Below are 26,290 nucleotides of genomic sequence, written 5' to 3'. Positions count from 1 at the left end.
TGCATGGAGACATTTATGCGGACAATCGGCGCTTTTGCCAACGGGAGCCTTGAATGCCGCAACCGAAAACCCGCTGGGACATTTTTTGTACGGTCGTCGACAACTACGGCGACATTGGCGTGACCTGGCGTCTGGCCCGGCAACTGGTCAGCGAGCAGGCAATGGCGGTGCGGCTGTGGGTCGATGACCTGCGTGCTTTCGAACGCATCTGCCCCGAAATCGACATTAGCCTCGATCAGCAATGGCAGCAGGGCGTCGAAGTCCGGCACTGGCCAGCAGAATGGCAGGAGGTGGAGGCGGCCGACGTGGTGATCGCCGCGTTTGCCTGCCAGTTGCCGAGTGTCTACATGGACGCCATGGCCGCACGGGAAAAGCCGCCGTTGTGGATGAACCTCGACTACCTCAGTGCCGAAGACTGGGTGGTCGGCTGCCACGGATTGCCGTCGGTGAAGTACAAATCGGTGCAGAAGTACTTTTTCTTTCCGGGGTTCCATCCGGGTACCGGCGGCCTGTTGCGTGAGAGCGGTTTGCTGGAGCGGCGTCAGCAGTTTCAGCAGGATCCCGAGGCGCAGCGACAATTCCTGCACGGTCTGGGGATCGATCCTGCACCCGGTGCGCAATTGATCTCGCTGTTTGCCTACGAAAATGCCGGACTCGCCAGCTGGCTGGATGTGCTGGCGGCGGACTCGACACCCACTCATCTGCTGGTGCCGGAAGGGCGGATTCTCGGCGATGTCGCCTGTTGGCTCGGGGTCGAGTCGCTGGCGGTCGGGGCGACGCATGTTCGCAAGGCGCTGACCGTGCAGGTGCTACCGTTCGTCCGTCAGGATCAATACGATCAATTGCTCTGGTGCTGCGATTTCAACGCGGTGCGCGGCGAGGACTCGTTTGTCAGGGCGCAATGGGCTGGGCGGCCGATGCTGTGGCACATCTATCAGCAGGATGAAGACATTCATCTGGACAAGCTCGACGCCTTCCTTGCGCTCTACACAAAACGCCTTTCGCCCGCTGCCGCCGAGGCGATGAACGGTCTATGGCGTGCCTGGAGTGCCGGGCAGCCTATCGGCCAGCACTGGCTTGAGGCCCGTAAACACTGGCCCGAGCTGCAGGAAAATGCCCGCGCGTGGTGTCTGGAACAGGCCTCACAGGCGGATCTTGCGACGGCGCTGGTACAGTTTTACCGAAATTGGATATGATACGCGGCCTAGATTTTTGTAAATCCCATCCAAATTCGGATATTCGCAATGAAAACTGGTAAAGAACTCAAACCCGGTACCGTGATCCGTATCGACAACGATCCTTGGCTGGTTCAGAAAGCTGAATTCACCAAGTCGGGCCGTAACAGCGCGATCATGAAGACCAAGCTGAAGAACCTGCTGACCGGTTACAAGACCGAAACCGTTTACGGCGCGGACGACAAGCTGGACGACGTGATCCTGGATCGCAAAGAAGCGACCCTGTCCTTCATCAGCGGTGACTCCTACACGTTCATGGACACCACCGACTACACCATGTACGAGCTGAACGCCGAAGACATCGAAAGCGTTCTGCCATTCGTGGAAGAAGGCATGACCGACGTTTGCGAAGCCGTATTCTTCGAAGGCCGTCTGGTTTCCGTAGAGCTGCCGACCACCATCGTGCGTCAGGTTGACTACACCGAAGGTTCCGCTCGCGGTGACACTTCCGGCAAGGTGATGAAGCCTGCCAAACTGAAGAACGGTACCGAGCTGTCGGTTGCTGACTTCATCGAAATCGGCGACATGATCGAGATCGATACCCGCGAAGGCGGTTCCTACAAAGGCCGTGCCAAATAAGCACTGGTTTTTGCGGAAAGAAAAAGCCCGACCATTGAGTCGGGCTTTTTTGTGCCTGATGAAAATTACTTCTTCAGATGCTGTTTCAGTTCTTCCGAGGCCTGCAGCATCGCCGAGCGTACCGCCGGTACCTGGCTGACCACGTTGAGCAAACCGTAGTCGTGGATCATGCCGTTGTAGCGCACCGAGGTCACCGGCACCCCGGCTTCATCGAGCTTGCGGGCGTAGGCTTCACCTTCGTCACGCAGCACGTCGGCCCCGGCGGTCTGCACCAGTGCAGGCGGCAGACCTTTCAATTGTGCGGTCGTGGCCCGCAGCGGCGAGGCGTAGATCTCGTTCCGCTGGTTGGCGTCAGTGGTGTAGTTGTCCCAGAACCACTTCATCATGTTGCGGGTGAGGAAGTGTCCCTCGGCATACTGGTTATACGAACCGGTGTCGAAACTGGCATCGGTCACCGGCCACAGCAGCACCTGGAACTTGATCGCCGGGGTGCCTTTGTCTTTGGCCATCAAGGCGACGACTGCCGCCATGTTGCCGCCGACGCTGTTGCCCGCCACTGCCAGACGCTTGCCGTCGACGTTGATCTCTTTGCCGTGTTCGGCCACCCATTTGGTCGCGGCGTAAGCCTGGTTGATCGCCACCGGGTAATGCGCTTCCGGCGAAGGGGTGTAGTTGACGAACACCGCCGCCGCACCCGAGCCGACCACCAGATCCCGCACCAGACGTTCGTGGGTCGGGAAATCCCCCAGCACCCAGCCGCCGCCGTGGAAGAACATGAATACTGGCAGCTCGCCCTTGACCCCGGCCGGCCGGACGATGGTCAGGCTCAACGGTTGGCCATCGACCTGGATGGTCTTCTCGCTGACGTCCGCTTTGGGCAGCGTCAGTTTGACCCCGGACTGCGCGCCGGTCAGAACGGCGCGGGCATCTTTGGGCGTCATCTGTTCCATCGGTTTGCCAGTGCCGGCGTTCAGCACATCAAGGAACGCCTGGGTGTTGTGTTCAACCTCCCCGGCAAATGCGCTGTGGATGGACAGGGCGAGAAGGGTACCGGTCAAGACTTTGCTGAAAGTGTTCATGTTCATTTCCTGTACGGGCCTGAGTGTCAGTGATTACACGGTGACGTGCAGACGCACATCAACGTTGCCGCGGGTGGCGTTGGAGTACGGGCAGACCTGGTGAGCCGCGTCGACCAGACTTTGCGCGTCAGCCTGTTCCAGGCCCGGCAGGCTGATGTGCAGGTCGATGTCCAGACCGAAGCCGCCAGGAATCTGGCCGATGCCGACGTGAGCGGTTATCGACGCGTCGTCCGGGATTTTGCGTTTGGTCTGGCTGGCAACGAATTTCAGGGCGCCGATGAAGCAGGCCGAGTAACCGGCAGCGAACAGTTGTTCAGGGTTGGTGGCAGCGCCGCCGGCACCGCCGAGTTCTTTCGGGGTGGCGAGTTTGACGTCGAGGATGTTGTCGCTGGAGATCGCACGACCGTCACGGCCGCCAGTGGAGGTTGCGATTGCGGTGTAGAGAGTTTGCATGGTGTGAGCCTCATTAAGTGTGGTTTATTGCGCTAATTGTTTGCGCGCTAACTAGGTGCGAAGTAAATGTACTGCGCGAATATTTAGTGCGCAAGATAAATTTTTGAAGAAAGCGGAGATCGGCACTTGGATCGGGCTGAGTCGTGATCTCAAGCTTTTGATATAGAAGGTTTTTTTTGAACGTAAACGAGAGGAAAAATTTTTCGGTAATCAGTGGGGAAGGTGCGATTCGCCTGCAGGCGCAAGGCTGCGCCCACAGGAAAGGGGGGATCTTAAGCGAGGCTGTCCTGCAAATGACCACGCAAGGCCTGCAACTCGGCTTGCAGATTTTGCAGCCGCTCCAGCGTGAAGCCGCTGGCCCCGAGGATGCATTGCGGAACGGTTCGGGCCTTGTCTTTCAAGGCGCGTCCCTGTGGCGTCAGTTCAACGATCACCACCCGTTCATCCTCGCGGCTGCGGGTTCGGCTGAGCAAACCTTCACCTTCCAGCCGCTTGAGCAGCGGGGTCAGGGAGCCCGGATCGGTCAGCAGGCGCGTGCTGATTTCTCCGACGGTCAAACCATCCTTCTCCCACAGCACCATCATCGCCAGATACTGCGGATACGTCAGGCCAAGCGCTTGCAGCAGGGGCTTGTAGACCTTGGTCATCATCAGCGAAGTGGAATGCAGGGCGAAGCAGGCCTGATTGTCGAGCAGCAGGTCTTCGCAGTGATCGGAGGTGTTGCGGTCGGTGGTCATGTCAGTGCCTTGAACGGTGATGCAGATGAATCTAGCGCTCGAATCTTTAATGCGCCAGACAATTGTGCCCGGTGGCGAGTCGGTCAGTGCCGGCCCAGCTCACGTTGCAGCGCCAGATCCCACGGCGGCACGGGGCTGAACCGGGTCTTGAGGTATTCCAGCAGCAGGCGGCTGCGGGAGCTGGCCTGTTGCTCAAGCCGCAGCGCATAGATGCCGGTACTCTCCGGTTTCGGCAGGCCGTTTTCACAGAACAACGGCAGCAATTCGCCGCGCAACAGGTATTCGCTGGCCAGCCAGGTCGGCAGATGCGCGATCCCGAGCCCCGCAAGCGCGCCGCAAACCAGCGCTTCGGCGTTGTTGGCGCTCATGCGCACCCGCGCCGGGCGGTGCAATTGCATCTGCCCGTCCTGTTCGAAACGCCAGGCAAAGGGCGGGGCGAGGCCGTCCCAATCGAGGCCATCGTGTTCGCTCAATTGAGCGGGTTCGCTCGGCACGCCCCGGCGCTTGAGATAGTCGGGGCTGGCGCAGGCGATGCGGACCATGCTCGCCAACGGTGTAGCGACCAACCGGGTGTCGGCCATCTGCCCGGCGCGCAACACCAGATCGACCTTGCCCAGGTTTGAGCCGTCCATGTCGACGAAGCTGTCGATCAGATGCAGTTGTACGTCGAGCCCCGGATACAGCACCAGAAAATCGGCAATCACCGGCGCCAGATGCCGACGCCCGAATGCTGCCGGCGCGTCCACCCGAATCAGACCTTCTGGCGCGTTGCTCAGAGACACCGCTTCAGCCCGGGCCAGTTGCAACTCGGCCACAATCCGCCGCGCCCGTTCGGCAAACGCAAGACCGGCTGGCGTGGCGCGCACCGCGTGAGTACTGCGGATAAACAACTGGCTGCCGACCGCGCTTTCCAGACTGTCGATACGCCGGGCAACGGCGGAAGGCGTCAGCGGATGCCGGCGTGAGGCGGCGGAGAAACTGCCGCTCTCCAGTACATCGAGAAACAGCCCGAGTTGTTCGGTCAATTGATTGGGATTCATGAATCAGCTCAGTGCCTATGCGGATTTGGCACAGCCATTGTGCGTTGCTGTGCGTTTCCGTGCCAGCGTCGACTGCGTAGGATGAGTCGCCTGACGTTTGAGGAATTCTGCTGTGATCGAGTTTTTGCTGTACCTGTTGTTTGGCGCCGCCCTCGGCACTCTGGGTGGGATCTTTGGCATTGGCGGCGGGTTGATCGCCATTCCGCTGCTGGGTGTGTGGTTCGGGCTCGATCAGCAGATCGCCCAAGGCACGGCGCTGGTGATGGTGGTGCCGAACGTGATGCTGGCGCTGTGGCGTTATCACCAGCGTAATCGCATCGAACTCCGCCATGCGTTGCCGCTGGCAGTGATGGGATTCTGCTTTGCGTGGATCGGCTCGATCTGGGCCGTGGGCATCGACGCGCAAACCATGCGCATCGGTTTTGTCGCGTTCCTTGTGGCGTTGTCGGCCTACAACCTGGTGCGTATGTTCGGCGCGCGTCCGGCGGCGAGGTCCGAGATGCGTTATTCATGGCCGTGGCTGGGCGTGCTCGGCGCGGCGTCGGGCACCATGGGCGGCTTGTTCGGTGTCGGCGGAGCGGTGGTGGCGACGCCAGTGCTGACCAGCCTGTTCGGCACCACTCAGGTTGTCGCTCAAGGTTTGTCGCTGGCGCTGGCATTGCCGAGCACCGGCGTCACCTTGGTGACGTACGCGGTGCACCACGAAGTGGACTGGATGATCGGACTGCCGCTGGCCATCGGCGGTCTGGCCAGCATCAGTTGGGGCGTGAAGGTCGCCCACGCGATGCCGGAAAAACTCCTGCGCGGGCTGTTCTGCGGGTTTCTGGTGCTGTGCGCGGTGATGCTCGCCTTTAAAGTTTGAAGCCTTCGACGATGTGCTCGGCCAGGCATTCGGTGATCGGCGAGGGATTGTTGAGGTTGCGGATCAGCATGATGCTGGCCTCGGGCAACAGCGGCAGATCCTCGGCGGCCCCAAGAATGCGCAGGTCCGGGGTGATCAGGCTTTCCAGTTGCGCGGTGATCGCCAGGCCCGCGCTCACCACCGCCATCAATGCCGACAGGCTGGTGCTGTTATAGGCAATCCGGTATTCGCGGCCCATCGCGTCCAGCGCATTGCAGGCCCACAGACGGCAGAAGCAATCACTGTTGAACATCGCCAGCGGCAACGGCGTTTGCTCGTGGGCGCTGAAATTCTGCGCCTCGGCCCAGACGAAACGTTCCTTGCGCAGCAACTGGCCAATCTCGTTGCCCGGCTCGCGGGTGACGATCGACAGATCCAGGTCCGTGCGTTGCAGCAACTGTTTTGTCGACTCGCAATGCACTTCAATCTGGATCAACGGATAGAACTGCGCAAAGCGCGACAAAATCCCCGGCAGAAACCGCATCACGTAATCGTCCGGTGTGCCGATCCGCACCGTGCCGACCATGTGCGGCTCGCGCAGGGTGTTGAACACTTCGCTGTGCAATTTCAGGATGCGCCGCGCGTAACCGAGCAACACCTGGCCCTCGGCGGTCAGGCGCACCTGGCGCCCGTCGCGCTCGAACAACTGGCGCTGCAACACGTCCTCTTCCAGACGCTTCATTTGCATGCTCACCGCTGATTGAGTGCGGTTGACCATTTCGCCGGCGCGGGTAAAACCGCCCTGATCGGCAATCGCGACAAAGGTGCGCAGGACATCGGTATCGATACTGGGGTACGCCGACAATTGATGAATCTCCGTGATGCATGTCATCAGAAACATTCGTTGGATTGATCGTAGCTCCGGCGCGAGACTTGAGCCATCCCTAAAGGAGGGCAACACGATGAAAGGTCAAAAACTGTATGTGAGCGATGAAAGAGTGCCGGTCCATCTGATTTCCGATCTGCTGCACAAGTTTAGCCGCTGGTACGAACTTCACCGCGAACGCGAGTTGCTTGCCAGTCTGAGCGACGAAGCGTTGAAGGACATCGGGGTCAGTCGTGCCGATGTCGAACATGAGTCGGTGCGGCCGTTCTGGGACGATCCGATGCATAAATGATGAGGCCATTGCTACATAAACCCCTTTGTAGTGAGGTAGGTTGCGAGCAGACATGGAGGTACACATGCCCGCGACACTGTCCTTTTCCCTTAAACAGGCTCGACGTCTGGCACTGGCAGCCCAAGGGTTTCACGGGCGCCAGCCGCCGGCTGTCAAGGCGATGCACCTCAACCGGCTGATCGAACGCCTTGGCCTGTTGCAGATCGACTCCGTCAACGCCGTGGTGCGCTCGCACTACCTGCCGCTGTTCTCCCGTCTCGGTTCCTATTCTGCTGATTTGCTCGACCAGGCTGCCTGGAGTTCGGGGCGACGTCGTTCGCTGTTCGAATACTGGGGCCATGAAGCGTCGTTGCTGCCGTTGTCGATGTACCCGTTGATGGGCTGGCGCATGCAGCGGGCCAGGCGCGGTGAGGATATCTATCAGCAATTGGCGCGGTTCGGCCGCGAGCAACAGGACACCATTCGCCGGGTGCTGGCGTCGGTCGAAGAGCAGGGCGCATTGGGCGCCGGCAGTCTGTCGACCCGGGAGGAAAAAGCCGGGCCGTGGTGGGATTGGAGTGCGGAAAAGCATGCACTGGAGTGGTTGTTTGCCGCTGGTGAAGTCACCGTGGCCGGACGGCGTGGCTTCGAGCGTTTGTATGACTTGCCGGAGCGAGTGATTCCGGCCTCCGTGCTGCAACAGCCACTGCCCGATGAGGCCGAGGCGCAGCGCGGTTTGCTACTGCATGCAGCGCAGGCGATGGGTGTCGGCGCGGAAAAAGACCTGCGTGATTACTTCCGCCTGAATCCTTCCGACGCCCGCCCGCGTCTGGCGGAGCTGGTCGAGGACGGGCAACTGCTGACCTGCGAAGTCGCCGGTTGGCGACAGATCGCTTATTGCCTCCCCGAGCCGAAAATACCGCGCAAGGTTGAGGCCAGTGCATTGCTGTCGCCGTTCGACTCACTGATCTGGGAGCGCAGCCGGACCGAGCGGCTGTTCGATTTTCGCTATCGGCTGGAGATTTACACGCCGCAGGACAAGCGGGTCTATGGCTACTACGTGCTGCCGTTCCTGCACAACGAACGGATTGCTGCACGAGTTGACCTGCGCGCCGAACGGGCGGCAGGGCGCCTGGCGGTGCATGCGGTGCATGAGGAAGAAACGGGACTGGATGACGCGGGGATGTTGGCGTTGGCGCTGAACTTGCGGCGCATGGCGGACTGGTTGGGGCTTGAGCAGGTGCAGCTCAATTGTCAGCGGGAAAGTGCCGGTCGGCTCCGACTGGCTATGGTTCAGATCGGCTGCGACTGAACCGGCTTCATCGCTGGCAAGCCAGCTCCCACAGTGACCGAGTCGTTCACAAACTAAATGTACGACACCAATCCTGTGTGAGCCGAGCTTGCCCGCGATGAGGTCCGATCAAACAATGAAGGTTTCCGAACTCAGCGCCGAACCTGTTTCAGGGTTTCAGCGATCAAGAACGCCAGTTCCAGCGACTGATCGGCATTCATCCGTGGGTCGCAGTGGGTGTGATAGCGATCCGACAAGCCATCTTCAGTGATCGGCCGCGCACCACCGATGCACTCGGTGACGTTCTGCCCGGTCATCTCGATGTGGATGCCGCCGGCGTAGCTGCCTTCCGCTTCGTGAACCTGGAAGAACTGCTTCACCTCGCCAAGGATCTGCGCAAAGTCGCGGGTCTTGTAGCCGCTGCTGGCCTTGATGGTGTTGCCGTGCATCGGGTCGGAGCTCCACAGCACCTGCTTGCCTTCGCGCTGCACCGCGCGAATCAGCGCCGGCAGGTGATCGCCGACCTTGTTCGCACCCATCCGCGCGATCAGGTTCAGACGACCCGGATCGTTGTCCGGGTTGAGCACGTCGATCAGGCGGATCAGGTCGTCGGGGTTCATGCTCGGGCCGACTTTCACCCCGATCGGGTTGTTCACCCCGCGCAGGAATTCGACGTGGGCACCGTCGAGCTGTCGGGTGCGGTCGCCGATCCACAGCATGTGCGCCGAGCAATCGTAGTAATCGTTGGTCAGGCTGTCGCGGCGTACGAAGGCTTCTTCGTAGTTCAGCAGCAGCGCTTCGTGGGCGGTGAAGAAACTGGTTTCGCGCAGTTGCGGCGAGCTGTCCATGCCGCAGGCGCGCATGAACGCCAGGGTTTCATCGATGCGGTCGGCGAGGTGGCTGTATTTTTCAGCCAGCGCCGAGTTGGCGATGAAGTCCAGGTTCCACTTGTGCACCTGATGCAGGTCGGCAAAACCGCCCTGGGCAAACGCGCGCAGCAGGTTGAGGGTGGCGGTGGACTGGTGATACGACTGCAGCAGACGCTCCGGATCCGGTACGCGGCTGGCGGCGTCGAAACCGATGCCGTTGACGATGTCACCCCGGTAGGCCGGCAGGGTCACGCCGTCGATGGTCTCGTCATTGGCCGAGCGCGGCTTGGCGAACTGGCCGGCCATGCGCCCGACCTTGACCACCGGGCAACCGGCAGCGAAGGTCATGACGATCGCCATTTGCAGCAACACTTTAAAGGTGTCGCGGATCTTCGCGGCGGAGAACTCGGCAAAGCTTTCTGCGCAGTCGCCGCCCTGCAGCAGGAACGCCCGGCCCTGAGTGACTTCGGCAAACTGACGACGCAGCTCGCGCGCTTCGCCGGCAAACACCAGCGGCGGATAGCTGGCCAGCGTCTGCTCGACCTGGCGCAGATGCGCGGCGTCGGGGTATCGGGGTTGTTGCTGGATCGGCAGGGCGCGCCAGCTGTCAGGGCTCCAGGGTTGGCTCATCACGGTCTCTAAGGTTCTACGCACGGACGGCCATGTTAGCAGCAATTAGTGCGTGACCTGCTCCCGCCGCTTCGCCGACAATCGCCGCTTTGCCACGGCACCACAGCGGTGCCATCGCGTCACCGCGTCCGGTGACCACCAGGAGACGAAATGACTGAGGAGCGCGTCGAGCTGTTGCTCGCCGAGGTACAGGATGAGTTCGGCGTGATTCGCGTGCTGGAAGTGGCCGATTACCGCTTTCTGGAGTTCGGCGATGCGATCGAGCAAAGCTGCGTGTTTACCGCCGACCCGAGCTGGCTGGAGTACGACTACACCCGGGCGATGCTGATCGGCGCGTTGTGCCATGAGCAACCGGAGAGTGCGCTGTTTCTCGGGCTGGGCGCGGGGACGCTGACCCAGGCCTGCCTCAAGTTCCTGCCGCTGGAAGATGTCGAAGCCATCGAGCTGCGCCCCGACGTGCCGCGTCTGGCCATCGAATACCTTGGCCTTGATGACGATCCACGGCTGTACATCCGCGTCGGTGATGCCCTTGAACTGCTGCCTACCGCTGAACCGGCTGACCTGATTTTCGTCGACCTCTATACCGATGTCGGCCCCGGCGCCGGGCATCTTACGTGGAATTTCCTTGGCGACTGTCAGAAACGTCTGAATCCCGGTGGCTGGCTGGTGATCAACCAGTGGGCCACCGATGACGGCAAACCTCTCGGGGCGGCATTGTTGCGCGGGCTCTATCACCGGCATTACTGGGAACTGCCGGTGAAGGAAGGCAACGTGATTCTGATCGTGCCGGCGGATCTCGATCAGGTGCTGGACATGCAGGCGCTGACTGCCCGGGCCGAAGCGCTGGCGCCGAAGCTCGGTTACTCGTTGCAGACGTTGATCAAGGCCATTCGCCCGGCGACATGATTCGCTGACTGTGCCGATCCGACGAAGGCGGCGCTATGACCACCACCCATTTCAGATCCCTTTGAATACACCGGGTCGCCGCTCCACCAGCGAGCGCACACCTTCCTTGGCGTCCTCAGTGGCCAGCAACTTCTTCACCAACGGCGGCAAGCTCTTGGCCGCCGCGGTCTCGCCTTCATAGCGCGCCTGACGCGCCGACATCAGCGTCGCCTGCACCCCCAGCGGCGCTTGCCGGGCAATCCGTTCGGCCAGTTCGATGGCGCGCGGCAGCAGATCCTCGCTGGCCATGACTTCCTGTACCAGGCCCAGGCGTAGCGCATCATGGGCGTCGAACTCGTCGCCGGTCAGCAACCAGCGCATCGCATTGCTCCAGCCGGCTATCTGATGAAAGCGCAATGTCGCACCGCCGAACGGAAAGATCCCGCGCTGCACTTCCATCTGCGCGAACCGGGTGTTGCTGGCGCACAGGTTGATGTCGGCGGCGAGCATCAGCTCGATGCCGATGGTCAGGCAATAACCCTGTGCGGCGACGATCACCGGTTTACTGACTCGCGGTCCGACGAACACGCCCCAAGGATCGCAACCACCGGGTGGTACCTGCCAGCCTTGGGCGAGGGCGGAGCTGGCATTGACCAGATCGAGCCCGGCGGTGAAATGCTCACCATGTCCGAACACCACCGCCACCCGCGCTTCGTTATCAGCCTCGAATTCACCGTAGGCCAGGGCCAGGTCGTTGAGCAGATCGAGGTCGAAGGCATTGCGCTTGGCGGCGCGGTCCAGGCCGATCAAATGCACGTGACCGTGGCGCGCACGGCTGACGCGGCCGGGGCAGGGCTGATTCATGGGTGTTTCCTCGCAGGGGAAGAAAGGGTGCAGCGACCAGATGCCGCATGTCGGTGAATCGTTTAAGCGCCATCGCCCGCAGGGCCGGGGTCTTTGAAAAATAGACCTTTGCCCGATTATCCGCAAAACCCCGTTACACAGCGGTGACAACTGTATTTCGCCGATAAAAAAAGCTCCCTTTTTGGGCAAATTCCGGTATAGTGCGCGCCGGCCTTTAACCGGGCCGCGTTTAGGTAGCGCAATTCCCCGAAGTCAGCTTCGGCTGCACGTCCGCACTGCGGGCTCTTCCTTGACGATTCTTTTTCATTCATTCGTTTTCGCAAATCCCCGCCGACAAAGCTGCCAGGGCGACTCTTGAGTCTCAACACGGCATGTGCAGCTTTGGAGCATGGGTCTTTGCGGATGCACTTAGAGGCAGACCCATGACCCAGGAAATCGGCGGCTTCGCCGCTCTTGAACTTCATCCCAATATTGTCGCTGCAGTAGTCGCTACCGGCTATGAAGAGCCTTCGGCCATTCAGCAGCAGTCGATCCCGATCATCCTCGCCGGTCACGATATGATTGGTCAGGCGCAAACCGGTACCGGTAAAACCGCTGCCTTTGCCCTGCCTATCCTGCACCGCATTGATCCGTCCAAGCGCGAGCCGCAAGCTCTGATCCTGGCCCCAACTCGTGAGTTGGCGCTGCAAGTTGCAACCGCTTTCGAAACCTACGCCAAGCAAATGCCGGGCGTGACTGTTGTGGCTGTCTACGGCGGCGCGCCGATGGGCCCACAATTGAAAGCAATCCGTAATGGCGCACAGATCGTTGTCGCCACTCCGGGCCGTCTGTGCGACCACCTGCGTCGCGACGAAAAAGTACTGCAGACCGTGAACCACCTGGTTCTCGACGAAGCAGACGAAATGCTCAAACTGGGCTTCATGGACGACCTCGAAGTCATCTTCAAGGCCATGCCGGAAACCCGTCAGACCGTATTGTTCTCGGCGACCCTGCCGCAATCGATCCGTGCCATCGCCGAGCGTCACCTGCGCGATCCAAAGCACGTGAAGATCCAGAGCAAGACCCAGACCGTTACCGCGATCGAACAGGCTCACCTGTTGGTTCACGCTGACCAGAAGACTTCTGCAGTTCTCAGCTTGCTGGAAGTGGAAGATTTCGACGCTCTGATCATGTTCGTGCGCACCAAGCAAGCGACCCTGGATCTGGCCAGCGCCCTCGACGCCAAAGGCTACAAAGCCGCAGCGTTGAACGGCGACATCGCCCAGAACCAGCGTGAGCGCGTGATCGACTCGCTCAAAGATGGCCGTCTGGACATCGTTGTAGCGACCGACGTTGCCGCCCGTGGTCTGGACGTTCCGCGCATCACCCACGTGTTCAACGTGGACATGCCGTACGATCCGGAATCCTACGTGCACCGTATCGGCCGTACCGGCCGTGCCGGTCGCGAAGGCCGCGCGCTGCTGCTGGTGACTCCACGTGAGCGCCGCATGCTGCAAGTGATCGAGCGTGTGACCGGTCAGAAAGTTGCCGAAGTGCGTCTGCCGGACGCCCAGGCCGTTCTCGATGCCCGCATCAAGAAACTGACCAACAGCCTGTCGCCGCTGGTGGCTGACGCCGAATCGACTCACGGTGATCTGCTGGATCGCCTGACCGCCGACATCGGTTGCACCCCGCGTGCCCTGGCTGCCGCTCTGCTGCGCAAGGCCACCAATGGTCAGGCGCTGAACCTGGCAGCGATCGAGAAGGAACGTCCACTGGTGCCGAACAGCGCTCCACGTGGTGACCGTCCTGAGCGTTCCGGTGATCGTCCGGACCGTGGTGATCGCGAGCGTCGTGCGCCGATGCCTTTGGGCGAAGGCCGTGCCCGTTGCCGTACCGCGCTGGGCGCGCGTGACGGTATCGCGGCGAAAAACCTGCTGGGCGCCATCCTCAACGAAGGTGGTCTGGCACGTGAAGCCATCGGTCGCATCCAGGTGCGTGACAGCTTCAGCCTCGTCGAGCTGCCGGAAGATGGTCTGGACAAACTCCTGACCAAGCTGAAGGACACTCGCGTTGCCGGCAAACAGCTGAAACTGCGTCGCTACCGCGAAGATTGATCCGCCCTTGGGCTGATTGATCGAACATAAAAAATCCCCGACTGGTTCGGGGATTTTTTTTGCCTGCGATTTGGGCATCAGCCGAAACGGTAGATGTCCATGCCCAGTGCGCCCATGGTGAAGCCTTGATGGGCGATGCTGAAATCACCGCCGGCGCCACGGGCGAAGTACAGCGGCAACAGGTGCTCGTCACTTGGATGGTTGCGTACGGCGTTCGGTGCTTGCTGGCGGTAATCGTGCAAGGCGGCTTCGTCATTGGCAGCCAGCTTGTCGACTATCCAGTCGCGGAAGTCCCGGGCCCACGGCTCTACGCTCTCCGGACCAGCGTGCCAGTCCAGTTCTCGCAGGTTGTGAGTGATGCTGCCGGAACCGATCAACAAAATGCCTTGATCGCGCAGACTGGCCAGCGCCTGGCCGACGCGGTTCTGCAGCGCCGGGCCGCCACGGCTGGGCAGGGAAACCTGAACCACCGGAATGTCGGCCTGTGGGTACATCAGCGACAGTGGCACCCACACGCCGTGATCGAACGGTCGTTGCGGATCGAGGCGTGCCGGCAGGTTGTTGGCGGTCAGCAGGTCGGCGACCTCGCTAGCCAGTTGCGGATTGCCCGGTGCCGGATACTGCACTTCAAACAACGCGCGAGGGAAACCGCCAAAGTCGTGCCAGGTTTCCGGTTGCGCATGGCTGCTTACCAGCAGCTCATGGCTTTCCCAATGAGCGGAAACGATGACGATGGCTTTCGGGCGTGGCAGTTCGGCTGCCAGTCGCGCCAGTGCCGGGCCACTGGCACCGGGCTCCAGCGCCAGCATGGGCGAGCCGTGAGAGATAAACAGGCTGGGAAACATGGAAGGGTTCCTGAGCGTTAAGATGGGTTCATCTTCAGTCAGTTCATTGATCTAATTCCAATATAAGTTTTAACGCCTTTTGATCGAATTCTTAGGAGGATGCATGCAGCCGGAGTTTTGGCACAAGAAGTGGGAATCGAACCAGATCGGCTTTCACCAGCCTGACGTGAACCCTTATTTACATCGGCACTGGCCCGATCTGGCCATCCCGGCGCAGGCTCGTGTGCTGGTGCCGTTGTGTGGGAAAAGCCTGGATCTGCTGTGGCTCGCCGGCCGTGGTCATCAGGTGCTCGGTGTCGAGCTGTCGGAGAAGGCCGTGGAAGATTTCTTCCTCGAGCAGCAATTGCAGCCGCAGGTGAGTGAACAGGGCGGGTTCAAGATCTATCGCTCTGGCACGATCGAATTGTGGTGTGGGGATTTCTTCTCGCTGACGACGGAGGATGTGGCGGGATGCACCGCGCTGTATGACCGGGCGGCGGTGATTGCCTTGCCGCCGTCGATGCGCGAACGTTATGCAGCGCACTTGCAGGACCTTTTACCGACATGCCGAGGACTGCTGGTGACGCTGGATTACGACCAGTCGCAGATGCCAGGGCCGCCATTTTCCGTGGACGATGCCGAAGTGCAGCGTTTGCTGGGCCGTGTCTGGCGCGTCGAGAGGCTGGAAGAACAGGACGTACTCGGTGAAAGCTGGAAGTTCGTGCAGGCCGGCGTTACTCGGCTTGAAGAGCGGGTGTACCGGATTTCCGGGGCGTAATCGACAGGCAAAAAAAGGCCCGCATCACTGCGGGCCTTTTAGTTGGTGCGCCGGTTTGATCAACCGCGACGACGCAGGGCGTCGATACGCTCTTCCAGCGGAGGGTGGCTCATGAACATGCGGGCGAACCCTTGTTTGATGCCACCGTTGATGCCGAAGGCGTTCAGGGTGTCAGGCATGTGCACCGGCAGGCCCTGTTCGGCGCGCAGGCGTTGCAAGGCGTTGATCATCGCGCCCGTACCGGCCAGTCGGGCACCGGCATCGTCGGCACGGAACTCGCGTTTGCGCGAGAACCACATCACGATCGCGCTGGCCAGAATGCCCAGCACCAGTTCGGCGAAGATGGTTGCGATGTAGTAGGCCATGCCCTGGCCTTCTTCGTTCTTGAAGATCACCTTGTCGACGAAGTTGCCGATGATCCGCGCGAAGAACATCACGAAGGTGTTCACCACGCCCTGGATCAGCGCCAGGGTGACCATGTCGCCGTTGGCCACATGGCCGATCTCGTGGGCCAGCACGGCCCGCACTTCATCTTCCTTGAATCGTTCGAGCAAACCCTGGCTGACCGCGACGAGTGCGTCGTTCTTGTTCCAGCCGGTGGCGAAGGCGTTGGCCTCGTAGGCCGGGAAAATCCCGACTTCGGGCATCTTGATCCCGGCCTCCCGGGACAGTTGCTCGACGGTTTGCAGCAGCCATTGTTCGTGGCGAGTGCGTGGCTGGGTGATGATCTGGGTACTGGTGCTCATCTTCGCCATCCACTTGGAGATGAACAGCGAGAACAGGGAACCGGCGAAACCAAAGACTGCACAGAAAACCAGCAGCTGACTGAGGTTGAGGTCAACCCCGTTGGCCGCCATGAACCCGTTGAAGCCGAAAAGGCTCAGGGTGATGCTGGCTATCAGCACGACCGCCAGGTTAGTGGCCAAAAACAGCAGGATGCGCATCATGGTTGTAGAAATCTCCTCAAGCTAAAGATGTAGCGTACTGCGGGGTATATAAGGTGCGGCACCTGGCGATTCAACCGAGTGACTATTTCAAACTGTGTCCTACACCGGATTCGCCGGGCATGGGAGATTTCCCACTGCCGAATCCGGTATGGATGACAGGCACGCGGCACCCGGTCTCATTGCGTCAGGCACGCATGATTCGTATGAGTCGCAAGTGTAGAAGGTGCTGGAGGAGGGGCGGAGCAGAAGTGTTGCTGAATCAGACAGTGCGCAACGTTCGGGCCGTTGCGCACTGAGCGCCGGTTACTGGCGGTAGGACTTGAGGAAGTTGCCGATACGACCGATGGCCATGTCCAGGTCATCGACCCGCGGCAGGGTGACCACGCGGAAGTGGTCAGGCCACGGCCAGTTGAACGCCGTGCCTTGCACCACCAGCAGCTTCTCGGAGAGCAGCAGGTCGAGCACGAATTTCTCGTCGTTGTGGATCGGGCAGACTTTCGGGTCGATCTTCGGGAAAGCGTACAGCGCGCCCATCGGCTTCACGCAGCTCACGCCTGGAATGTCGTTGAGCAATTCCCAGGTACGGTTGCGTTGTTCCAGCAGGCGACCTTGCGGCAGCACCAGATCATTGATGCTCTGATAGCCACCCAGAGCGGTCTGGATCGCATGCTGGCTTGGCACGTTGGCGCACAGGCGCATGTTGGCCAGCATGTCGATGCCTTCGATGTAACTGTGGGCGTTGTGTTTCGGCCCGGAAATGGCGATCCAGCCAGAACGGAAGCCCGCCACGCGATACGACTTGGACAGACCGTTGAAGGTCAGGCACAGCAGGTCAGGGGCCAGCGAAGCGGTGCAGATGTGCACGGCGTCGTCGTAAAGGATCTTGTCGTAGATTTCGTCGGAGAACACCACCAGGTTGTGCTGACGGGCCAGCTCGAGCATGCCCAGCAGCACTTCCTTCGAATACACCGCGCCGGTCGGGTTGTTCGGGTTGATGATCACCATCGCCTTGGTGTTCGGGGTGATCTTGGCCTTGATGTCGGCCAGATCCGGGAACCAGTCGGCGCCCTCGTCGCACAGGTAATGCACCGCGTTACCGCCGGCCAGGCTCACGGCAGCAGTCCACAGTGGATAGTCGGGCGCCGGCACCAGCACTTCGTCGCCGTTGTTGAGCAATGCCTGCAACGACATCACGATCAGCTCGGACACGCCGTTGCCCAGGTAGATGTCTTCGATGCCGACACCTTCGACCTGCTTCTGCTGGTAGTACTGCATCACCGCCTTGCGTGCGCTGAACAGACCTTTGGAATCGCTGTAGCCCTGGGCGGTCGGCAGGTTGCGGATCACATCCTGGAGAATTTCGTCCGGCGCTTCGAAACCAAAGGGCGCCGGGTTGCCGATGTTCAGCTTGAGGATGCGATGGCCTTCCTCTTCCAGGCGTTTGGCGTGCTTGAGCACCGGGCCGCGAATGTCGTAGCAGACGTTGGCGAGCTTGTTCGATTTGCTGAACTGCATGGCGATGTGATCCCGAAAATGAACGATCCAGGCGGCGGGTGGACAACCGTACTGGGATTCCTGCGTCTTCACACAGGCAAGTGTCTCGAGCGGCGGTTTCCAACAATCCGTTTGAATGCGCAGGAACCCGCTGCCAGACTGGCGTGTGACGAGGCGCAATCATACGTGCCGCCCGATCCGTGGAAAAGATACAGATCGGGCTTTTTCAGCCGCTGAGGTGTGATGATGGAAAAGATTGAAAAGACCCTGGAAGAATGGCGGGCGATGCTCGATCCCGAGCAATACAACGTGTGCCGCCTGAGCGCGACCGAGCGGCCGTTCTCCGGCAAGTACAATGCCACCAAGACCGATGGCGTTTACCACTGCGTCTGCTGCAACGAGCCGCTGTTTGATTCCAAGACCAAATTCGACTCCGGTTGCGGCTGGCCAAGCTTCTACGCGCCCATCGGCGAGAGCGCCATGACCGAAATCCGTGACACCAGCCACGGCATGATCCGCACCGAAGTGAAATGCGCCAGGTGCGATGCGCACTTGGGCCATGTGTTCCCTGACGGTCCGCCGCCGACCGGCCTGCGTTACTGCATCAACTCGGTGTGCCTGGACCTGGTGCCGCGCGAGTAACCGATACGGGCGATCCACGGGTCGCCTTTCGAATAATTAAATTGGACACAATTCAATTGCTCGCTATTTTTGCCGTCTATCCATTTTTCAAGAGTGCGCACCATGAGCGACAACCTGCTTAACATTCCGTGCACCACCATCAAAGGCGAGCAAAAGACCCTCGCCGATTTCGCCGGCAAGGCGGTGCTGGTGGTCAATACCGCCAGCAAATGCGGCTTCACACCGCAGTACAAGGGCCTTGAGGAACTGTGGCAGACCTACAAGGATCAGGGCCTGGTGGTGCTGGGCTTTCCGTGCAACCAGTTCGGCAAGCAGGAGCCGGGCAACGAGGGCGCCATCAGCGAGTTCTGCGAGCTGAACTACGGTGTCAGCTTCCCGCTGTTCAAGAAGATCGAAGTCAACGGTACCGGTGCGCACCCGCTGTTCGTGCAATTGAAGAAACGCGCGCCGGGCGTGCTGGGCTCCCAGGGCATCAAGTGGAACTTCACCAAGTTCCTGATCGGCAAGGACGGCCAGTTGGTCAAGCGCTTCGCCCCGGCCACCAAGCCGCAGGATCTGAGCCGCGAGATCGAAGCCCTGCTCAAATGAACAGCCTGTCCGCCGATTCGCTGAAGCTCGACAGTCAGTTGTGCTTCAAGTTGTATGCCGCATCGCGGGCGGTGATACGTGCCTACAAGCCGATGCTCGATCAGCTCGGTCTGACCTACCCGCAATACCTGGCGATGCTGGTGTTGTGGGAATGGCAGCAATCCGCGCCGGAGCAACCGACGGTCAAAGCGCTGGGCGAGCGTCTGGCACTGGATTCCGGCACGCTTACGCCGCTGCTCAAGCGTCTGGAGCAACTGCAACTTGTCCAGCGTCAGCGCTCGGCTCGTGACGAGCGCGAGGTTCATCTGAGCCTCACACCGCAAGGGCAGGCGCTGCGTGAACAGGTCGGGCCGTTGAAAGCGCGGCTGTTGTGCGACAGCGGGGTGGATCTGGACCGGCTCAATGACTTGCGCGACGGTCTCGATCACTTGCTTGGGCAGATCAAAGCACTGTCGTAGTCGGAATCCACTGGTCCAGCAGCGCCGCCAGCTCCTCACGGCGAAACGGCTTGGCCAGGTAGTCGCTCATGCCCGCCGCCCTGCAGCGTTCTCGTTCCTCGGACATGGCGTTGGCAGTCAGGGCGACGATCGGCAGGTGCGGCCAGCGGCCGCTCTGGCGAATCTGGCGACTGGCTTCGTAGCCGTCCATCACCGGCATGTTGCAGTCCATCAGCACCAGATCGAATTCGTCGTGTTCCAGCTGATCCAGCGCTTCCACGCCATGGGCGGCGACTACAACGTCGCATCCCAGTTTGCCCAGCATGCCCTTGGCCACCAACTGGTTGACCGGGTTGTCCTCCACCAGCAGCACCCGACCGCGCCGCTGCGACGGCACGCTTTCGAGGCGTGCGCGGTCGATGGTGGTGAGGTCCGGTAACAGCGTCCGACGCAGATTCTGATACAGCGCGTTGCGGGCCAGTGGTCGCGCCTGCTGCTGCAACGGCGCGAGGGCCGTGGCTTCCTCACCCGGCATGAAACTGCCGTAAGCGGTCACCAGCAGAATCGGCGCCGTCATCGCCGGGCGCAAGCCGAACAGGCATTCGGGGCAGTCGGTGATGATGACGTCGGGGGACAGGCCAAGCAGCGGGTCGTCGAGGGTTCGCTGCTCGTAGGTCAACCCCCAGACCGGCAGCAGACTTTCCAGCAGCTCTGCCAGCCCGCTGACCGCGCTGGTGATCGCCAGCACCTTGCCGTGCAACGGTGGAGGAATCACCGCGCGGGTGTGGCAGGGCAATGGCAGTTCGGCGCAGAACTGACTGCCGAAGCCCACTTCGGAACTGATAGTCAGGCGCCCCTGCATGGCTTCGCACAGGTTATAGGTCAATGCCAGCCCGAGCCCGGTGCCGCCGTACTGGCGGGTGATGCCGGCACCCGCCTGGGTGAACGGCTGGAAAATCTTCACCTGCGCTTCCTGGGCGATGCCGATGCCGGTGTCGCAGACTTCGATCCGGACGCCGTCCTTCCAGGTGGACAAGCGCACATCGACCCGACCGAAGCGGGTGAATTTCAACGCATTGGATAGCAGGTTGCTGACGATTTGCCTGACCCGGGTCGGATCGCCCAGCACCAGCGCCGGGAAGTACGGATCGATCAGGCAAGTCAGTTCGACACTCGGCGCCGCGTTCTGCGACAGCAGGTTGGCGGTGTCTTCGATCAGCGAACCGAGATCGAACGGTATGTGTTCGAGCTCCAGTTGCCCGGCATCGAATTTCGACAGGTCGAGAATGTCGTTGAGCAGCTCCACCAATACCTTGCCAGAGTCGTGAGCGATCGACAGTTGCTGCTGCTGTTCGGCGTTGAGCGGGCCGTCGAGCGACAGGGCGATCATCCCCAGCAGGCCGTTGAGCGGGGTGCGGATCTCGTGGCTCATGTTGGCGAGAAAGGCCGAACGCGCTTCGGCCATGTCCAGTGCCGTGCTGCGGGCCACTTCCAGTTCCTGGTTGGACTGGCTGAGCCGCGCGTTGATCGCCTTGAGTTCGGCAGTACGCGCGGACACGATGTCTTCGAGTTGCGCGAGGTAGTCGGTGAGCCGGTTTTCCGCATTGCGCCGCTGCTGGATTTCCGTGGCGATGTTCTCGAACTGCTGATTGGCAACCTTGACCAATACGCCGATCTCGTCATTGGCGTGCCCGCCCGGACATTCCAGGGTGGTCGGCTCGGCACTGCGCGGGTCGCGGCCGCTGAGTTCGCGGATCACCCGCACCAGCGGTTTGGTCAGCATCACGTAGAACAGCGCGAGCAGGATCCCGGTGAGAATCAGGCTGCGGGCAAAACCGTTGAGCAGCGTGACCTCGGCCCGGCGCAGGAAGCGACTGCCGAACGCGTAGGTGTCGACTTCCAGGCTCAGGGTGCCGAGGGATTCATTGGGCAAGTGATCGAGATAGAGGCGGTCTTCGAACTGGCGTTTGGCGCCGAACAGGAAGTCGCTGATCATCCGGTAGCCGCTTTGCAGCTCCGGGCGTTTGACGTTGGCCAGCACTGTCTGGTTGTTGTCGGTCAGTCGTGCGGAAATGATCGCCGGCGAGCGCAGCAGGCCCAGGGTCAGCTCCTGCGCCAGTTCGGCATCGATGTTGTAGGCGATGCGCGAGGCCGGGTTATGGCTGATTTCCAGCAAAGACAGGATTTCACGGTTGATGGACGCGTCTTCACTGGCATAATCGATGCCGATTTGCAGCAGGCTGAGCAGCGTGCCCAGAATGAACCCGACCAGCACGGTAAGCCGGGCCTGTTTGTACGACAGCCGGTGGGTGAATTTGATATCCATGGGGTGTTGAACCACTTCCGTTTCCCTTCGCTGCTCAAGCATAGTCGATCATGCACGGATTCCTGGGTTCCCGAAGCGCCTTGTAACAAGGGCCGGGACAGGTTTCGAACGCTGTCTGTCGTCGCTGCACCGCCATCATCACTGTGAACGAGCCCGAGGAGAAGACGTGGATTCCCGATTGAATGCTTTTCTTGAGCGCGCCGAGTCGGTTCTGGCGCGGATCGAACCACTGCTGCCGGCTCCACGCCCGGTCATCGACTGGGGCACCTGCCTCGCCGCGCGCTGGCAGCGTGACGGTCGCAGCGGTTATCTGCTGCCGCTGGAAGTCAGCCTCGACATGCGCCTGTCGGACCTGATCGGCGTCGACCGGCAACTGGAGCAACTGGGCCGCAACACCCAGCAATTTCTCGACGGCATGCCGGCCAACCATGCGCTGCTGTGGGGTTCGCGCGGGACCGGTAAATCATCGCTGGTGCGCGCGCTACTGGCTGAACACGCTAAGGCCGGTTTGCGTCTGATCGAAATCGAGCGCGATCACCTGGCAGACCTGCCACGGGTGGTGGAGCAGATCGCCAAGCTGCCGCAGCGTTTTGTGCTGTTCTGCGATGACCTGTCGTTCGAGTCAGGCGAAGGCGACTACCGCGTGCTGAAAAGCGTGCTGGACGGTTCGCTCGAACAGGCGCCGGACAACGTGTTGCTGTACGCCACCTCCAACCGCCGTCATCTGGTGCCGGAAAAGGAAAGCGACAACGAAAACTGGAAGCGCGTCGATGGCGAACTGCATCCGAGCGAAGCGGTGGAGGACAAGATCGCGCTGTCGGATCGCTTTGGCCTGTGGCTGTCGTTCTATCCGTTTACCCAGGAACATTTCCTCAACGTCGTCGAGCACTGGATCGGCCAGTTGGCCGCCAAGGCCGGCCTGAGCTGGGAGCGCGACGAACAGCTGGACATCCTCGCCGTGCGCTGGGCAACCGGCCGTGGCAACCGCAACGGACGTTGCGCGTACCAATTCGCCCGTTACTGGGTGGGACTGAAATTGTTGGAGCACAAGGCATGATTGATTTGCAACAGAGCGGCCAGGGCCTCGAAGGCTATGGCATGTTGGCCGCGCAACTGGAATCGCTGCTGGCGGATGAGCGCGATTTCATCGCCAACGCCGCGCAGTTTTCGGCGTTCCTGTTCAACCAGCTCGATGACCTGAACTGGGCCGGTTTCTACCTCAATCGCAACGAAGAACTGGTGCTCGGCCCGTTCCAGGGCCAGATCGCCTGCGTGCGAATTCCGTTCGGTCGCGGTGTGTGCGGTGCGGCGGCTGCCAGCCTGCAGACACAACGAGTCGAAGACGTTCACGCGTTCCCCGGCCATATCGCTTGCGACAGCGCGTCGAACAGCGAGCTGGTCGTGCCGTTGGTCAAGGACGGTCGTCTGATCGGCGTGCTCGACCTCGACAGCCCGAAACTCGCGCGTTTCGGTGCCGAGGATCAGGTCGGGATCGAACAGCTGGCAGCAATCTTCCTGCGCCTGACCGACTGCTGATCACGCTGCCAGGCCTGCCTTGAGCAGCACGGCCGCCGGTTCCACGGCATCGATCTGCCGTGGATCGAGAAAACGCGTGGCGTACTGCAAGTACACGCCATCGCGGATGAACAGCCCGAACAGCTCGGCATCGATGTGCGCCTCGCGGCACATGGTGGCCATGATCCCCAGCGCTTCACTGAGGGACTTGGCCTTTTTGTACGGGCGGTCGGCGGCAGTCAGGGCTTCGAAAATATCGGCAATCGCCATCATGCGCGCCGGCAGGCTCATGTCTTCGCGTTTCAGGCGCTTGGGATAACCGGTGCCGTCCATCTTTTCGTGATGCCCGCCAGCGATCTCCGCCACGCTGTTCAAATGCCCGGGGAAGGGCAGGTGACTGAGCATCAGGATCGTCTGCACCATGTGGTGGTTGATGATGTAGCGTTCTTCGCGGGTCAGCGTGCCCCGGGGAATGCTGAGGTTGTACAGCTCGCCGCGATTGTATTTGTACGGTGGCACATCGAGTTTGAAGCCCCACGGATTGTCCTCCGGAATCAGCTCGCCCTCGGCGCGTTCCAGCAGATGCTCTTGCTTGTCCGCCAGCAGCGGTTCGGTGACCGGCAAGATCGGTGCCGGGGTGCGAGCCTGACGCCGGTTCTCTTCCCATGACAGACCCAGTCGATCGTCCAGCGTGCGCGTCCAGGTACGTTGCGCGATGCCTTGCAAGCGTTGCAGATCAGCCTCGGCCATCGCTTCACTGCCCAGATTGCAGTGGGCGACGAATGCAAAATCATCATCCAGTGCTGTCAGGGTTGCGTCGCGCAGCTCGGCCAGTTGCCGTTCATCGCCGCCCATGGCCAGGGCTTGCCAGTAGCTGACCCACGCATCGCGCTTGAGCACTTCGAAGCGGGTGCGGATTTCATGGAGACGATCATTCAGGGTTTCCAGTTTGGTGGCTTTGTCGACCACGTATTCCGGGGTCGTGACCTTGCCGCAATCGTGCAGCCACGCGGCGATGTGCAAGGCCTCCCATTCGTCTTCGTTCGGCTGGTAGTCACTGAACGCCGGCGCCTGACTGGCCGCAGCGGCATGGGCGAGCATCAGGGTCAGCTCCGGCACGCGCTGGCAATGCCCGCCGGTATAAGGGCTCTTGGCATCGATGGCGCCGGCGAGCAATTGAATGAACGCGTCCAGCAACTGTTTCTGCCGGGCTTGCAGGCGCTGGCTCTCGATACTCACCGCTGCCGCCCCGGACACTGCTTGCAGGAAGGCGATGCGGTCGGGCCGCAGCTTTTCCAGATCGCTCGCCGTGCCGCTGTCATTGATCAGCAGCACCAGCAGGCCGACGGTTTCGTTGTGTCGGTTGTGCAGGCGGATACCGATCAGATGCACCCTCGGTGATTCCATGGCCAGCAGTACTTTCTGCAGATCGGTGGCCTGTTCGAAACCCAGATTACTTACGACCGTGTTGGTATTCGCCAGTTGCCGGAACCATTCGGGGCTCGGAGTAGCATCAAGGTTGCGCCCCTGAATATCGAACGCGGCCAGGGCTTGTGACGCGCCGTCGACCACCAGTCCGTAGGGCTCCATGCGATTGCCATCGTTTTCACGCAGATAAATCAGACCCGCCTGGGCCTGGGCGATCTGCACCGTTTCGAACAGGACTCGTTGCAGCAGCGGGGCGAAGCGGGTTTCGGCAGTCAGGCTGTCGGTGATCCGAAAGAAGCTGGCCAGGGTGTCTTTCATGCGGGCCATCGACAGACTCAACTGATCGACCTCCAGCACCGGTGATCGACGGGTCACGGGAAAATTGAAATCGAAACTGCGAATTGCATCGGCTTCCTTGACCAGTGCATGCAGCGGCTTGACCAGAATTCGCGAGATCAGCCAGCCCAGCGGCAGGCACAGCAGCAGGGTGGCCAATGTGATCAGCGCGCCTTGCCAGCGCATGCGATAGGCGTCGACCAGCAACTCGTCCTCCGGCACCAGCAACGCCATTTGCAAACCCTTCGGCCCGCCTTCCTGCAACTGACTGCGGGCGACGATCCATTGCCGGCCGTCGGCCTTGAGCCGATTGCCCTGGTGACCGGATAACAAGGCACGCAGGGCGGGGCTCAAGTCGGCAGCCTTGGCCAGGCGCGCCGTGCGGTCATCGACGATCAGCCGGCTGCTGTCGGGGTAGGCCACGGCGTTGCCTTCGGCGTCGAACAGGACAATTTCCGTGGCCGGTGTCACCACGTGTTTGATCAGGGTTGCGGAGAGTGCATCAAGGGTCAGGTCTGCGCCGATCACCGCGTCATCACCGCTGCGCCGGGCCAGTGTCGTGCCGACGTTGTGGGTGGAGAAAAAGACGTAGGGTTCGGTGGTGATCTGTTCAGCCTGCTGCCGCGCGCTGATGTACCACGCCCGGCTGCGGGGATCATAAGGATCGTCGGGGTTGTCCTGCCGGCCGACCGGGGACAGGGTTTGGTCGAAGAACAACGACTGCGAATGCGCCTGACCGCTGGCGTCGTGTTCGATGCTCCAGACCTGAAACGCCGCGGCGTCGGGTGCCTTGAGCAGGTTTTTCAGCGCCGGCGTGCGCAAAGGACGAACCATGAAGAAATCGCCGTTGCCATATCCCAGGTACAGGGAGGCCAGATCCGGATTGTCTGTCAGGGACTGGCTGAACGGCTTGAGCAGTGCCAGGCGCGGTTCGAGACCGGAAGACCGGGCGGCGGGGGTGTCTGCCAACAGGCTCAGCAGATGCCGTATCGGTGCATAAGTGGCTTGCAGATCGAGGCGCACATCCTGTTCGATGCGATTGAACAGTTTTTCGCTGCTCGACAGGATGATCTGTGTGGTCTGTCGATAGTTGAACAGACCCAGCACCACCCCGGTGAGCAACAACAGAAAGGTGAACATGACGCTGATGTGCACATGCAGCGGAAACCGGCGTTGTTCCGGGCGCAGTGGGCTGGGCATTGCGGACTCTCCGTGTAGG

The 26,290-nt window shown here is 61.0% G+C and carries 25 protein-coding genes; 13 read left to right on the top strand and 12 right to left on the bottom strand.

What is annotated here, in order from left to right; genetic code table 11:
* Nucleotides 1–53 precede the first annotated feature (53 nt).
* Together earP and QR290_RS20980 are read left to right on the top strand one after the other, a co-directional pair.
* Nucleotides 54–1,196: an elongation factor P maturation arginine rhamnosyltransferase EarP gene (gene earP / locus QR290_RS20985; protein ID WP_289203516.1), complete on the top strand. Its 1,143-nt coding sequence runs from the start codon at nt 54–56 to the stop codon at nt 1,194–1,196.
* A gap of 48 nt (nt 1,197–1,244) precedes the next feature.
* Nucleotides 1,245–1,814: an elongation factor P gene (locus QR290_RS20980; protein ID WP_007955690.1), complete on the top strand. Its 570-nt coding sequence runs from the start codon at nt 1,245–1,247 to the stop codon at nt 1,812–1,814.
* Nucleotides 1,815–1,879: 65 nt separating this feature from the next.
* Here the strand turns inward: QR290_RS20980 and QR290_RS20975 are convergent, their stop codons facing one another.
* From QR290_RS20975 to QR290_RS20960, 4 genes are all read right to left on the bottom strand, one after another.
* On the bottom strand, nt 1,880–2,893 hold the full coding sequence (locus tag QR290_RS20975; protein WP_115078752.1) for an alpha/beta hydrolase: 1,014 nt from the start codon (nt 2,891–2,893) through the stop codon (nt 1,880–1,882).
* A 33-nt stretch (nt 2,894–2,926) separates the two neighbouring features.
* Nucleotides 2,927–3,346, bottom strand: a complete 420-nt coding sequence (locus tag QR290_RS20970; RefSeq protein ID WP_034155242.1) for an organic hydroperoxide resistance protein — start codon at nt 3,344–3,346, stop codon at nt 2,927–2,929.
* Between the two features lie 272 nt (nt 3,347–3,618).
* On the bottom strand, nt 3,619–4,083 hold the full coding sequence (locus QR290_RS20965) for a MarR family winged helix-turn-helix transcriptional regulator (protein WP_115078751.1): 465 nt from the start codon (nt 4,081–4,083) through the stop codon (nt 3,619–3,621).
* Between the two features lie 83 nt (nt 4,084–4,166).
* On the bottom strand, nt 4,167–5,123 hold the full coding sequence (locus QR290_RS20960; RefSeq protein WP_289203515.1) for a LysR family transcriptional regulator: 957 nt from the start codon (nt 5,121–5,123) through the stop codon (nt 4,167–4,169).
* 112 nt (nt 5,124–5,235) lie between these two features.
* Here QR290_RS20960 and QR290_RS20955 point away from each other — a divergent pair, with 112 nt between their 5' ends.
* The gene (locus tag QR290_RS20955) at nt 5,236–5,985 is read left to right on the top strand and encodes a sulfite exporter TauE/SafE family protein (RefSeq protein ID WP_289203514.1); all 750 of its coding nucleotides are present in this window, start codon (nt 5,236–5,238) and stop codon (nt 5,983–5,985) included.
* Here QR290_RS20955 and QR290_RS20950 read toward each other — a convergent pair.
* Nucleotides 5,975–6,829, bottom strand: coding sequence for a LysR substrate-binding domain-containing protein (locus tag QR290_RS20950; protein ID WP_007955701.1), 855 nt, complete (start codon nt 6,827–6,829; stop codon nt 5,975–5,977). The two genes, QR290_RS20955 and QR290_RS20950, sit on opposite strands and share 11 nt — an antisense overlap.
* A 97-nt stretch (nt 6,830–6,926) precedes the next feature.
* On the opposite strand from QR290_RS20950, the gene QR290_RS20945 reads away from it, so the two are divergent.
* Both QR290_RS20945 and QR290_RS20940 read left to right on the top strand, forming a co-directional pair.
* Entirely contained in the window at nt 6,927–7,142 is a 216-nt protein-coding gene (locus QR290_RS20945) for a DUF1127 domain-containing protein (RefSeq protein WP_007955702.1), read from the top strand.
* Between the two features lie 64 nt (nt 7,143–7,206).
* Nucleotides 7,207–8,433: a winged helix-turn-helix domain-containing protein gene (locus tag QR290_RS20940; protein ID WP_289203513.1), complete on the top strand. Its 1,227-nt coding sequence runs from the start codon at nt 7,207–7,209 to the stop codon at nt 8,431–8,433.
* 131 nt (nt 8,434–8,564) lie between these two features.
* Here QR290_RS20940 and QR290_RS20935 read toward each other — a convergent pair whose 3' ends face one another.
* Complete coding sequence (locus QR290_RS20935) at nt 8,565–9,911, bottom strand: class II 3-deoxy-7-phosphoheptulonate synthase (protein ID WP_115078746.1); 1,347 nt, start codon at nt 9,909–9,911, stop codon at nt 8,565–8,567.
* A gap of 150 nt (nt 9,912–10,061) precedes the next feature.
* Here QR290_RS20935 and QR290_RS20930 point away from each other — a divergent pair, with 150 nt between their 5' ends.
* Nucleotides 10,062–10,817, top strand: a complete 756-nt coding sequence (locus QR290_RS20930) for a spermidine synthase (RefSeq protein WP_289203512.1) — start codon at nt 10,062–10,064, stop codon at nt 10,815–10,817.
* A gap of 51 nt (nt 10,818–10,868) precedes the next feature.
* On the opposite strand, the gene QR290_RS20925 is transcribed toward QR290_RS20930, so the two are convergent.
* Nucleotides 10,869–11,660 carry a crotonase/enoyl-CoA hydratase family protein gene (locus QR290_RS20925; protein WP_289203511.1) on the bottom strand — a complete coding sequence of 264 codons (792 nt, stop codon included), beginning with the start codon at nt 11,658–11,660 and terminating at the stop codon, nt 10,869–10,871.
* A 422-nt stretch (nt 11,661–12,082) separates the two neighbouring features.
* Between QR290_RS20925 and QR290_RS20920 the strand changes: the two genes are divergently transcribed.
* On the top strand, nt 12,083–13,756 hold the full coding sequence (locus QR290_RS20920) for a DEAD/DEAH box helicase (protein ID WP_007955707.1): 1,674 nt from the start codon (nt 12,083–12,085) through the stop codon (nt 13,754–13,756).
* 77 nt (nt 13,757–13,833) lie between these two features.
* Here the strand turns inward: QR290_RS20920 and QR290_RS20915 are convergent, their stop codons facing one another.
* Nucleotides 13,834–14,601, bottom strand: coding sequence for a DODA-type extradiol aromatic ring-opening family dioxygenase (locus QR290_RS20915; RefSeq protein ID WP_115078743.1), 768 nt, complete (start codon nt 14,599–14,601; stop codon nt 13,834–13,836).
* A gap of 103 nt (nt 14,602–14,704) precedes the next feature.
* Between QR290_RS20915 and QR290_RS20910 the strand changes: the two genes are divergently transcribed.
* Nucleotides 14,705–15,358, top strand: a complete 654-nt coding sequence (locus tag QR290_RS20910; RefSeq protein WP_289203510.1) for a thiopurine S-methyltransferase — start codon at nt 14,705–14,707, stop codon at nt 15,356–15,358.
* 59 nt (nt 15,359–15,417) lie between these two features.
* Here the strand turns inward: QR290_RS20910 and htpX are convergent, their stop codons facing one another.
* Both htpX and QR290_RS20900 read right to left on the bottom strand, forming a co-directional pair.
* Nucleotides 15,418–16,305, bottom strand: a complete 888-nt coding sequence (htpX, locus tag QR290_RS20905) for a protease HtpX (protein ID WP_007955710.1) — start codon at nt 16,303–16,305, stop codon at nt 15,418–15,420.
* Between the two features lie 303 nt (nt 16,306–16,608).
* The gene (locus QR290_RS20900) at nt 16,609–17,820 is read right to left on the bottom strand and encodes a pyridoxal phosphate-dependent aminotransferase (protein ID WP_007955711.1); all 1,212 of its coding nucleotides are present in this window, start codon (nt 17,818–17,820) and stop codon (nt 16,609–16,611) included.
* A gap of 225 nt (nt 17,821–18,045) precedes the next feature.
* Between QR290_RS20900 and msrB the strand changes: the two genes are divergently transcribed.
* The 3 genes from msrB (at nt 18,046) to QR290_RS20885 (ending at nt 19,487) form a co-directional block, all read left to right on the top strand.
* Complete coding sequence (gene msrB / locus QR290_RS20895) at nt 18,046–18,441, top strand: peptide-methionine (R)-S-oxide reductase MsrB (protein WP_085730678.1); 396 nt, start codon at nt 18,046–18,048, stop codon at nt 18,439–18,441.
* A gap of 102 nt (nt 18,442–18,543) precedes the next feature.
* Nucleotides 18,544–19,029 carry a glutathione peroxidase gene (locus tag QR290_RS20890; protein ID WP_011335290.1) on the top strand — a complete coding sequence of 162 codons (486 nt, stop codon included), beginning with the start codon at nt 18,544–18,546 and terminating at the stop codon, nt 19,027–19,029.
* On the top strand, nt 19,026–19,487 hold the full coding sequence (locus tag QR290_RS20885; RefSeq protein ID WP_085744964.1) for a MarR family winged helix-turn-helix transcriptional regulator: 462 nt from the start codon (nt 19,026–19,028) through the stop codon (nt 19,485–19,487). Before QR290_RS20890 ends, QR290_RS20885 begins: the two co-directional genes overlap by 4 nt.
* On the opposite strand, the gene QR290_RS20880 is transcribed toward QR290_RS20885, so the two are convergent.
* A complete protein-coding gene (locus QR290_RS20880) occupies nt 19,471–21,834 on the bottom strand; it encodes a response regulator (RefSeq protein ID WP_430736774.1) in 2,364 nt (787 codons plus the stop codon). The two genes, QR290_RS20885 and QR290_RS20880, sit on opposite strands and share 17 nt — an antisense overlap.
* Nucleotides 21,835–21,958: 124 nt before the next feature.
* On the opposite strand from QR290_RS20880, the gene QR290_RS20875 reads away from it, so the two are divergent.
* Together QR290_RS20875 and QR290_RS20870 are read left to right on the top strand one after the other, a co-directional pair.
* A complete protein-coding gene (locus tag QR290_RS20875; RefSeq protein ID WP_007955716.1) occupies nt 21,959–22,849 on the top strand; it encodes an ATP-binding protein in 891 nt (296 codons plus the stop codon).
* On the top strand, nt 22,846–23,328 hold the full coding sequence (locus QR290_RS20870; protein ID WP_115078740.1) for a GAF domain-containing protein: 483 nt from the start codon (nt 22,846–22,848) through the stop codon (nt 23,326–23,328). Before QR290_RS20875 ends, QR290_RS20870 begins: the two co-directional genes overlap by 4 nt.
* Here the strand turns inward: QR290_RS20870 and QR290_RS20865 are convergent, their stop codons facing one another.
* Nucleotides 23,329–26,271 (bottom strand): HD domain-containing phosphohydrolase, encoded by a 2,943-nt coding sequence (locus QR290_RS20865; protein WP_289203509.1) that lies wholly within the window; start codon nt 26,269–26,271, stop codon nt 23,329–23,331. It abuts the gene before it with no gap.
* Nucleotides 26,272–26,290 lie beyond the last annotated feature (19 nt).

The organism is Pseudomonas fluorescens (genome assembly GCF_030344995.1).
GTDB classification, from domain to species: domain Bacteria; phylum Pseudomonadota; class Gammaproteobacteria; order Pseudomonadales; family Pseudomonadaceae; genus Aquipseudomonas; species Aquipseudomonas fluorescens_BF.
Note: the sequence above shows the minus strand (reverse complement) of the source record. Positions and strands in the feature narration are given on the sequence as shown.